This is a genomic window from Ruegeria sp. BHSC043, from assembly GCF_059612985.1.
Genome location: NZ_JBXWRS010000004.1, coordinates 58,498 through 68,482 on the forward strand (window position 1 = coordinate 58,498; position 9,985 = coordinate 68,482).

The 9,985-nt window shown below is 62.9% G+C and carries 10 protein-coding genes, 1 tRNA gene and 1 riboswitch; of the genes, 6 read left to right on the top strand and 5 right to left on the bottom strand.

Annotated features, from left to right (window positions below):
• Window positions 1-26: 26 nt before the first annotated feature.
• Window positions 27-590, bottom strand: coding sequence for an elongation factor P (efp, locus tag AC2FMM_RS08820; RefSeq protein WP_490361604.1), 564 nt, complete (start codon window positions 588-590; stop codon window positions 27-29).
• Window positions 591-806: 216 nt separating this feature from the next.
• Here efp and AC2FMM_RS08825 point away from each other — a divergent pair, with 216 nt between their 5' ends.
• Together AC2FMM_RS08825 and AC2FMM_RS08830 are read left to right on the top strand one after the other, a co-directional pair.
• A complete protein-coding gene (locus tag AC2FMM_RS08825; protein ID WP_005982071.1) occupies window positions 807-1,127 on the top strand; it encodes a DUF6280 family protein in 321 nt (106 codons plus the stop codon).
• 155 nt (window positions 1,128-1,282) lie between these two features.
• The gene (locus AC2FMM_RS08830; RefSeq protein ID WP_496796345.1) at window positions 1,283-2,740 is read left to right on the top strand and encodes a cobyric acid synthase; all 1,458 of its coding nucleotides are present in this window, start codon (window positions 1,283-1,285) and stop codon (window positions 2,738-2,740) included.
• A gap of 3 nt (window positions 2,741-2,743) precedes the next feature.
• Here the strand turns inward: AC2FMM_RS08830 and AC2FMM_RS08835 are convergent, their stop codons facing one another.
• The 3 genes from AC2FMM_RS08835 to AC2FMM_RS08845 all read right to left on the bottom strand — a co-directional run bounded on the left by AC2FMM_RS08835 (window position 2,744) and on the right by AC2FMM_RS08845 (window position 5,795).
• Complete coding sequence (locus tag AC2FMM_RS08835; protein WP_496796346.1) at window positions 2,744-3,325, bottom strand: hypothetical protein; 582 nt, start codon at window positions 3,323-3,325, stop codon at window positions 2,744-2,746.
• A 302-nt stretch (window positions 3,326-3,627) separates the two neighbouring features.
• Entirely contained in the window at window positions 3,628-5,046 is a 1,419-nt protein-coding gene (locus AC2FMM_RS08840; RefSeq protein ID WP_496688960.1) for a TolC family outer membrane protein, read from the bottom strand.
• Window positions 5,047-5,141: 95 nt separating this feature from the next.
• Window positions 5,142-5,795, bottom strand: a complete 654-nt coding sequence (locus AC2FMM_RS08845; protein WP_496796347.1) for a protein-L-isoaspartate O-methyltransferase family protein — start codon at window positions 5,793-5,795, stop codon at window positions 5,142-5,144.
• A gap of 226 nt (window positions 5,796-6,021) precedes the next feature.
• On the opposite strand from AC2FMM_RS08845, the gene AC2FMM_RS08850 reads away from it, so the two are divergent.
• Window positions 6,022-6,095: transfer RNA gene (locus tag AC2FMM_RS08850), tRNA-Cys, on the top strand.
• A 142-nt stretch (window positions 6,096-6,237) separates the two neighbouring features.
• On the opposite strand, the gene AC2FMM_RS08855 is transcribed toward AC2FMM_RS08850, so the two are convergent.
• Window positions 6,238-7,194, bottom strand: a complete 957-nt coding sequence (locus tag AC2FMM_RS08855; protein ID WP_496680206.1) for an NAD(P)-dependent oxidoreductase — start codon at window positions 7,192-7,194, stop codon at window positions 6,238-6,240.
• A 108-nt stretch (window positions 7,195-7,302) separates the two neighbouring features.
• On the opposite strand from AC2FMM_RS08855, the gene AC2FMM_RS08860 reads away from it, so the two are divergent.
• The 3 genes from AC2FMM_RS08860 (at window position 7,303) to cobW (ending at window position 9,979) form a co-directional block, all read left to right on the top strand.
• Entirely contained in the window at window positions 7,303-8,178 is an 876-nt protein-coding gene (locus tag AC2FMM_RS08860; RefSeq protein ID WP_496794752.1) for a LysR family transcriptional regulator, read from the top strand.
• Window positions 8,179-8,250: 72 nt separating this feature from the next.
• Window positions 8,251-8,455: riboswitch (cobalamin riboswitch) on the top strand.
• A gap of 82 nt (window positions 8,456-8,537) precedes the next feature.
• Entirely contained in the window at window positions 8,538-8,921 is a 384-nt protein-coding gene (locus AC2FMM_RS08865) for a DUF1636 family protein (RefSeq protein ID WP_496711738.1), read from the top strand.
• Window positions 8,922-8,923: 2 nt separating this feature from the next.
• The gene (cobW, locus tag AC2FMM_RS08870; RefSeq protein ID WP_496796348.1) at window positions 8,924-9,979 is read left to right on the top strand and encodes a cobalamin biosynthesis protein CobW; all 1,056 of its coding nucleotides are present in this window, start codon (window positions 8,924-8,926) and stop codon (window positions 9,977-9,979) included.
• The last annotated feature ends 6 nt before the right edge of the window (window positions 9,980-9,985 follow it).

Below are 9,985 nucleotides of genomic sequence, written 5' to 3' on the forward strand. Positions count from 1 at the left end.
CCCTGATCCGTATCCGTGACGCGACGTTACGCGCGCTCGGAATATTCCATGGTTTCGGTATTCACCACGATCATCTCGTCCTGCGCGATAAAGGGCGGAACCATGACCTTGACGCCATTGTCCAGAACCGCCGGCTTGAACGAGTTCGCCGCTGTCTGGCCTTTGACGACCGGCTCGGTCTCGACGACCTTGCAAGTGACCTTTTGCGGCAGCGTCGCGTTCAACGCCTCGTTTTCATAAAATTCGACGACGATGGTCATGCCGTCCTGTAGAAACGGCCGGCGCTCGCCCAGCAAATCGGCAGGCAATTCAATCTGTTCATAGGTTTCGGCATCCATGAATACCAGCATGCCGTCGTTCTCGTACAGGAATTGCTGGTCCTTCTGTTCCAGCCGCACCCGCTCGACCTTGTCCGCCGAGCGGAACCGTTCGTTCAGCTTGGTGCCGTTGCGCAGGTTGCGCAGTTCGACCTGAGCAAAGGCGCCGCCCTTGCCGGGTTTGACATGCTCGACCTTGACCGCTGCCCACAGGCCGCCGTTGTGCTCCAGCACGTTGCCCGGACGAATTTCGTTCCCGTTGATCTTGGGCATGAGATAAATCCTTCACACAAGGTTGATGCGTTCGTTGCCGTCCCTATATCTGGCGGGAACATTCCATGCAAGACAACGAAACCTAGTGCTGCACCCGCAGAGAGCTATGCAAATGACGCAACGCAACCATGCAAAATAGGTGTATCCGAATCGCACTAAATCGGTCATAAGGACCGCCACGCCGAAAATTACAAGAGCAAGAACAAGGAAGACGAGATGAGAGATTTCGTTGACGGCACCGCCTTTAACAATGAACAAGGCAACCGTGCCCGCAAACTTTTCGCGGCTGTTGTACTGGCTGCCCTGGACGACGCCATTGCCGATGACAAGAAATACGGCAACGGCCCGGAACAGATTGCCCGCTGGGCCCGCTCGCGCGATGGTCGTGAGGTGCTGACCTGTGCCGGTATCGACCCGAACGAACGTGTCGTCAAAGGCCTGATGGAATTCGTGGGCCGCGGTGTGCGGACCTCGGTTGCCCTGTCGCGCGAAGAAAGCGAGCGTCGCAACGCTGCACAGCAGGCCGAAGCCGCCTGAGGCTTTGCGGTATCTCAAAAAGGCGCGCCCGCGATTGCGGCGCGCTTTTTTGTTGCCCGGACACCTGATGTCGGATTCAGCGCGCCATTCGCCCGTTCCGCGCTTTCCTTGGCCGCTCAAATACGATCATCTGCCACCAACCGCAGGAGGCATGAATGGTGCGCGCGATCATGATTCAAGGCACCGGCAGCAATGTCGGGAAATCGGTTCTGGTGGCCGGCATGGCGCGGGCCTTTGCCCGGCGCGGCCTTCGGATGGCGCCGTTCAAGCCGCAGAACATGTCGAACAACGCGGCCGTCACCGAAGACGGCGGCGAAATCGGCCGCGCACAGGCCCTTCAAGCCCGCGCCGCAGGCCGCGCCCCACATACCGACATGAACCCGATCTTGCTGAAGCCAGAGACCGACACCGGCGCCCAGGTCATCGTACAGGGCCAGCGCGCCGGAACTATGCGGGCCAAGGATTACCGCAAGGACAAGTCGCGCTTGCTGGCCGCCGCGCTTGAGAGCTTTGACAGACTGTGCGCCGATGCCGATCTGGTTCTGGTGGAAGGCGCGGGCAGCCCGGCCGAGACCAATCTGCGCAGTGGCGACATCGCCAATATGGGCTTTGCCTGTGCCGCCGGTGTTCCCGTGATCCTGGTGGGCGACATCCACCGGGGCGGCGTAATCGCGCAGATCGTGGGAACACAGGCGGTTCTGGAAGCGGGCGATCTGGCGATGATCCGGGGCTTTGCGGTCAATCGCTTCAAGGGAGACGTCAGCCTGTTCGATGATGGCCGCGATGACATCGTGGCCCGCACCGGGTGGCCCTGTCTGGGCGTGGTGCCCTGGTTCGACGACGCGTGGAAACTGCCCGCCGAGGACATGATGGACATCCGTTCGGCCCCGGGCGGAGCGGTCAAAGTGGCCGTGCCACAGCTTGAGCGGATGGCGAATTTCGACGATCTCGATCCGCTGTCAGCCGAACCCGGTGTCACGGTCGAAATCGTTCCCGCCGGCCGCGCCCTGCCCGGCGATGCCGATCTGGTGCTGCTGCCGGGCAGCAAATCCACCATCGGCGATCTTGCATTCTTGCGCCGTCAGGGTTGGGATATCGACCTGTACGCGCATGTGCGCCGCGGCGGCCATGTTCTGGGCCTGTGCGGCGGTTATCAGATGCTGGGAAAGACCATCTCGGACCCCGACGGCGTCGACGGGCGGCCGGGTACGGTCGAAGGCCTGGGCCTGCTGGATGTCGAAACGGTCATGGCCAAGGACAAGCAAGTCCGCCTGCGCAGGGCCAAAGCACGGCCCGGCGGCGAACCCGTCAGCGGATATGAAATCCACATGGGGCGCACCGACGGCCCCGATTGCGCACGCGCCTGGCTCGAGGTCGAGGGCCGTGCCGAAGGCGCAGCCAACGCCAGCGACCGGGTCCGCGGCAGCTATCTGCATGGGGTATTTTCCTCGGATGCCTTTCGGGCGCGCTATCTGCGGCAGTTGGGCGTCAAATCGGACCTGGCCTATGAGGACGGCGTCGAACAGACCCTCGATGCCCTGGCCGATCACCTTGAAAAGCACATGGATCTGGATCTTCTGCTGTCCATGGCGGCGAAACCGCAGCGCGGCTGAGGACTACTCGAGCTCTCTTGCATCCAATGCGCGGTTGATTTCGCGCCGGACCAGCTTGCGAATGTTTCGGGTGATCCGCTCGCCCAGTGCGCCTTGCAGTTCTTCGCGCACGACCTGGGCGATCAACGCCTTCAGTTCATCGACCTCCATCGTCGCGGTGGCCTCTGCATCGGTCGCGACGGGCTCGACCGCCCCGCGATCCCGCACGAATTGCGCTGTCGTCTGCGGCTGCTGCGCTTGCAAAGACTCGTCGCGTTCGGTCTCGGCTGCCGTTGTGGCGCCCCCGCCGGCTTCGAAATCCCAGTGGATGCGCCGAGTGCGGGTTCCCGCATATTCGTCGCCGCTGTTTCCATCGGGTTCCCATTGATCTTCTGTCCGAGCGATTGCCGCCTCCAGGGCTTCAATCTTGGCACTCAGACTGCCGGCAAGATCCCGTGGACCGGTCTGATTCTCTTTTGGCAGAGCGCCAGACTTTTCTGCCGTCGTTTCGGTGGCGGTCGGATAGACCCGGTCGGACGCACTGAGAACCATCGGCTCGGGCTTCTGGTTTGCGGGATGAATGCTCGCGAACTCGGCGTCCTTCATCAGAAAGGCGTCAACCGAGAAGTCCCGTGCAAGGCTCGACAACCCGGTTCCACTCTGCGAAGGCGGATCGGGTGCGTCCGAGACTCGCAGCGACTGGGACAAAACCAGCCGCCCCGGTTTCGGCCGGGAGCCGGCGCCTGGCTCAGCCTTGCGCCCCTGATCGCCGACAAGTCGCTTGATCGACGCTAAAACGTCCTCGACACCTGCTGTGACACTGCTATCCGACATGGCTCTCTACCGATCTGGCCTTTTGATCGACTGTAACCAAACAATCGGTGCGGAACAACAGATAGTGCGCGCGATCACTCGCGACGCAACGCCTTGAGCACACGATCCAGATCCCGGCTCTGCTTGCTGATCTGCGCCGGCGCTTTCTTGACCAGGTTGTAGTATAGCGTCGGGTCATAGATCTGGACGGCCAAACCAAGACGTTCGGCGGTCAAAAGCCCCTGCGCCTGAAGCAACTGGTAGGCGGCCAGCGAGCGTTCGGTCCGCGATGCGATCTCGGCCAGTTGCGCATCGAGCAGGTCTTGCTGTGCGGTCAGAACATCCAGCGTGGTGCGCGCGCCCAAGGTGGCCTCTTCGCGGATGCCGTCAAAGGCGACCTGAGAGGCCCGGACCCGCTCTTCGGACGCGCGCAGGCTGGCCGTCGCGGTCTGGAAGCGGACATAGGCGTTGGTCACCCCCTGCGTGATGTCTTTCTGCACGTTCAGCAGATTGGCCCGCGCGGCATCCCGCTGCGCCATGGCGCGGCGAACGTTTGCGGCCAGACGGCCGCCCGCATAGATGGGCTGGTTCAGATTCAGAGAGATCGACGCGTCGTTGGTGTAGTCGTCGTTGTCGTAGCTCTCGGTAATCCCGACATCGGCATTCAGGCTGACATTCGGGCCAAGACCCGCGCGTTGCTGCTGAACCACCAGATCGAGGGCGCGCACCTGATGCTGTGCGGACAGAATGGCCGGGTGGTTCCGCATGGCCAGGCTGATCGCCTCGTCCGCAGATCGCGGCAGTGCCGGCAGACTGGGCTGCCCCGCAGTGCGACCCGGAGTCTTGCCCACCGCATTGACATATTCAGCCTGCGCCGTGCTGAGGTTGCCGCGCGCATCGGCAAGATCGGCCTGCGAGCTGGCCAGTTGCGACTCGGACAGGGCCACGTCCGTGCGGGTCACTTCACCCACCTCGAAGCGGTCCTGGGTCGCGCGAAGCTCCTCACCCGACAGGTTTACGTTGTTTTGCCGGATTCGGACCCGCTCTTCTTCCAACAAAACACCCAGATAGGCCGTTGCGGCTCGGAACAGCACCTGCTGCTCGATATCGATCAGCGCCTGCCGGGTGGCCAGAACGGTTTCCTGCGCCGACTGCTTGCCCAGCAAGGATGCGCCGCCGTCGTACAGCAGTTGGCTGAGCGTTATCCCCGAAAAGAATCGCGAGGGTTCGACCGATGTTACCGTCGTTCTGATCCGGTTCTTGGTGTAATCCTGACTGACCCGAACGGTCCAGTTGATGATCGGGCGCAGGGCCGAAAGCGCGATCGCGACGTCTTCATCAGCGGCCCGCAAAAGCGCGCGGTTCTGCTCCAGCAGGCCGCTGGAGTTGTAGGCCCCGATGAACGCATCGGTCAGGTTGTCTGCCCAAGCCGTCCGCTCGGACGCTACATTCAGTGCAAGGCAGGCTGAAAACACCAACCCCTTGATCAGTTTCGCTGCTGATGTCCCACGCATAATCCAACCCCGTAAACCAAAATTTGTTCTGATTTCGGAACAGTTTGCGGCCAGATTCTCAACTAATCAATAGGGAACGGAAAAGTGTTTCCGAACTATAGCGAAAATGCCCGTTCTTCAGCAAATCCCGGCAAGACCGGCGCCGCGGCATTGAACGCGTGGCGCCAAGTCACGCGCCCGCCGACCTTGCGACCGATCCGGACGGTGCCCAGATTGCCATCAACGAACAGGCAGGCAATGCGGCCATGTTCCTTGAGCTGGTCCAGCAACGCGTCCGGAACCCGTTCAACCCCGCCCTGAACCATGATCACGTCATAGGGGCCATGCTCGGCGGCCCCTTGCACCAATGGGCCGACATGGATGATTGCATTGTCGATATCGGCCTGGCTGAGATTGGCCTGCGCCTCGGCGGCCATTGCCTCGTCTTCCTCGACGCCCACCACCAGTTGCGCCATGCGCGCGGCGACGGCCGTCGAATAGCCATAGGCCGGACCGATATCCAACACGACCTCGTCATTGGAAATATTAAGCGCGTCCAGCATTTTGGCCAGGGTCCGCGGCTCCAGCAGGCACCGACCGCCCCCCAGATCGATCAAATCGCCGACATAGGCCACCTCGCGCTGGGAATCCGGCACGAAATCTTCCCGCCGGATTTTCAGCATGGCATCGATAATCGGAAACTTTGTGACATCGGACGGCCGAATCTGGGTATCGACCATCGTTTGGCGTCGGGCTGCGAAATCCGTCATGTGACCGCTCAATCATTTCCCTGGTTCGGATGGCTTTTGCCACAATGCACGCGCCCCGGCAACGGCCCTTGCACGCAAATTCCGGCCCGCGACAATTGGCGTTGCGTCTCGAATACCGGTGACGGTCATTTCCCGTGCAGATTCTTTGCGCGCCCTCTGGACGCCGCGCGGGAAAGCTGCTAGAACCGCTGCTGCACCACGGCAAGTAATTGATATTGCTTGAAAAGGCGAGTTGGCGGAGTGGTGACGCAGCGGATTGCAAATCCGTGTACACCGGTTCGATTCCGGTACTCGCCTCCACTGCTCCGACTTGGTTCCGCGTCGCTGCCTTCCGATTGGTCGAAATCCAGCTCGAACTGTTCTTGGCCGCGCAAGGGGACACCGCCACCTTGGGTTTCACGCAAGACGCCCCCCGAAGGCCGCCGTTTTGCTGACCGTCGGTTCAGACCGTGCTTCGGCCTTGCGGAATCACCTCGTACCCCGGCTCTTCCGGTTCATCGTCCTGCATCTCGGCCGGAAAACCGGGCGCGGTAATGCTCAGCCCGGTTGCATCCTCGAGCCGTCGAATGACGTTGGGCGACAGCTCGCGCGCGCCATAGCGGGCGATGGCGTCGTCGAAAATCTTGATCATCAACGGGTTCATCTCCAACGGCACACCGGCGCGGTCTGCGACCTCCTGGAACAGGCCGATATCCTTTTTCACCAAGTCCATGGTGAAGGAAATGTCGCGCGAGCCGTTCAGGATCACCTGGCTTTCGGTCTCATGCACGAAGGACGTACCGGACGAGATCTTGATCGCCTCGTAGGTGGTGTTCAGGTCCATCCCGGCGGCCTTGGCGGTCACCAGCGCCTCGGCGCAGGTGATCAGGTTGGCTGTGGCCAGATAGTTGGTCAACACCTTCAGAACCGAGGCAGTGCCCAGATCGCCGGTATGCAGGATGCGCCGGCCCATCGTCGTCAGGAACGGCAGAATCCGCTCGAACGTGGCCCGGTCGCAGCCCGCGAAGATCGAGATATTGCCCGTGGCCGCCCGGTGGCACCCGCCCGAAACCGGGCAGTCCACCGCCGCGCCGCCGCGTTCGATCACCATGGCCCCAAGCCGTTTGACCTCGGCCTCATCGGTGGTGGACATCTCCATCCAGATCTTGCCCTGGCTCACCTCGGGCAGCATCTGCTGCATCACCGCGTCCGAGGCAGCGGGCGACGGCAGGCAGGTGATGACCGCATCGCAATCGCGCATCATCTGGGCCGGGCTTTCGCCGGCCTTGGCCCCCTTGGCCGCGAATTCCGCCACAAGATCGGGGTTCAGGTCGTACACCGTCAGGTCGATACCGTTGCGCAGCAGCGACCCCGACAGCTTGCCCCCCACATTGCCCAAACCGATGAACCCGACCTTCATGTTCTGCCCTCCCGCAGGCGCGTTTTCGTTGGTCCGAGTATTTCCGTTGCCCATCGACAAAAGAAACGAATAATAAAGCTATCTATACAAAAATTATTTTGGTGCTAAATGGACCGCCTGCCCAATCCGGCGTGGCTGCGTAGCTTCGAGGCCGCCGCCCGCCACCTGAATTTCACCACCGCCGCGCAAGAATTGGGCCTGACCCAGACGGCGGTATCGCTGCATATCCGCTCACTCGAGGCGGACCTCGGGCAGCCGCTTTTTGCCCGCAACGCGCGACACCTGTCGCTGACCGAGCTGGGCCAGTCCTATGCGCTGACCGTGCGCCGGGCGCTGTCGGATATCGCGCTTTCCACCAACAGCTTGTTCGGCCCCGCCTCGCGGCAGGCGCTGACCATCCGGGCGGCGATATCGACGATGACCTACTGGATCGCGGCCGAGCTGCCCGAGTTCAGCGCTCAGCACCCCGAGATCCCGGTGCGGCTGGTGTCACATATCTGGAACGACTCGGCCGCGCCCGCGGATGTAGACGTGGAAATCCGGCTGGGCTATGGCGACTGGCCCGGTGTTGCGGCGGACCGACTGTGCTCGGAACGGCTGGTGCCCGTCTGCCGGGCGCAGGACTCGTCGCCAGACCTGCAAAACGGCCCGTTGATCCACATTCTGGGGTACGAGGACAACTGGGCGCGGTACTTCGAGGCCACGGGCATCGACCTGCCCGACCGCCCCGCGCGCCATTCGGCGGATACGACCGTCACGGCGCTGCAACTGGTGATGGCCGGCGCGGGCTACGCCACCGTTCTGGAGCGGTTCGCGCGCAACGCCATCGCCCAGGGTGCGCCGATCCGGATTGCGGGGCCGGCGATTCCCTTTGCCCAGTCGCATTACCTGATCCGCAGCGTCAGCGCGGCGCCTCCGTCCATCCCTGCCCAGTTGTTCCTGGCCTGGCTGCGCGACTGCCTGGCCAGCGATGCCGCGGATTGATCCTGGCAAGTCGCTTTTTCGATCCGAGGCAAGGCACTTGGCCCCGCGCGCTTGACAACCCCCCTGCCCGTGCCGCATGTCGCTTGCGTTGGTGTCTGTGCAAGCAGATGAAAAGGGAATGCGTCAGCGGTTTTCCGTCAAACGCAGCCGCCCCCGCGACCGTGACCGGAGAGGGTGCCCAAATGCCACTGGCCGCAGGCCGGGAAGGCGGGACATCCGACAGAGCACCGCTCTGACATCCGCAAGCCGGGAGACCTGCCAACGCCCGAAGACAAACCGGACGGGGTGTTCCGGTGTCGGGCCCATGTCGGCAACGTGGCCCGCGCATACCCCGTCCCCCGACAACCAATTGAGGGGGGATGAGAGACGTGACCGAGACCGCACCAGTCGAGCTGCTGGTCTGCACCACCTGCCGACGCGGGCTGCCCATCGAGGATGACGCCCAGCGCCCCGGCACGCTGCTGCACAAGGCGCTGGCCGCAGCCGACCTGCCCGAAGGCATCACCCTGAAGCCGGTCGAATGCCTGTCGAACTGCGATCAGGGCTGCTCGATCGTTTTGCGCGGCGGGCCGTCTCGCTGGACCTTCGTCTATGAGAACCTGAACGAATCCGACCATGTCGAAATCATCGTCGAAGGCGCTGCCAAATACCTGGCCACCGAGGATGGCCTTGTGAAATGGCGCGACCGCCCCGAACATTTCCGCAAGAACTGCGCCGCCCGCATTCCCCCGATTGGAGCCTGAGCATGAGCACCCTCGAAAAACTTCCCGTCACCGTCATCACCGGCTTTCTCGGCTCGGGCAAGACCACGCTGATCCGCCATCTGATGCAGAACCCGCAGGGCAAGCGGCTGGCCGTGGTGGTCAACGAATTCGGCGATGTGGGTGTCGATGGCGAAATCCTGAAGAGCTGCGCCATACCCGAATGCCCGGCGGAAAACATCATGGAACTGGCCAATGGCTGCATCTGCTGCACCGTGGCCGATGACTTCATCCCCACGATCGAGGCGCTGATGGCGCTGGACCCGCGCCCCGATCACATCCTGATCGAAACCAGCGGTCTGGCCCTGCCGAAACCGCTGCTCAAGGCGTTCGACTGGCCCGATATCCGTTCCAAGATCACCGTGGACGGCGTGATCGCCCTGGCCGATGCCGAGGCCGTGGCCGCAGGCCGCTTTGCCCCGAATGTCGCGGCGGTGGACGCCCAGCGCATGGCCGATGACTCGATCGACCACGAAACACCCCTGTCCGAGGTGTTCGAGGACCAGATCTCGTGCGCCGACATCATCCTGCTGACCAAGCCCGACCTGGCCGGCCCCGAAGGCGTGGCCAAAGCGCGCGAGATCATCGCCTCCGAGGCGCCCCGCCCCCTGCCCGTGGTCGAAGTGGCCGAAGGTGCGGTAGACGTGCGCGTGGTGCTGGGGCTAGGCGCCGCGGCCGAGGACGACATGGACGCCCGCCCCTCGCATCACGATGGCCATGACGACCACGAACATGATGATTTCGAAAGCATCGTGGTCGAACTGCCCGAACAGACCGACCCGGCGCAGTTGGTCGCCAATATCGAACGTCTGGCGAACGAGCTGAACATCCTGCGGGTCAAGGGCTATGCCGCCGTTCGGGGCAAGCCGATGCGTCTGCTGGTTCAGGCGGTCGGCGCGCGGGTCCGGCACCAGTATGACCGCCCGTGGAAACCGGACGAAGAGCGCCGCTCGCGCCTTGTGGTCATCGCCGAGCATGACGACATCGACGAAGCCGCGATCCGCGGCATCCTGACCGGTGTCACTGAGGCCGCCGAGTAAGCACCG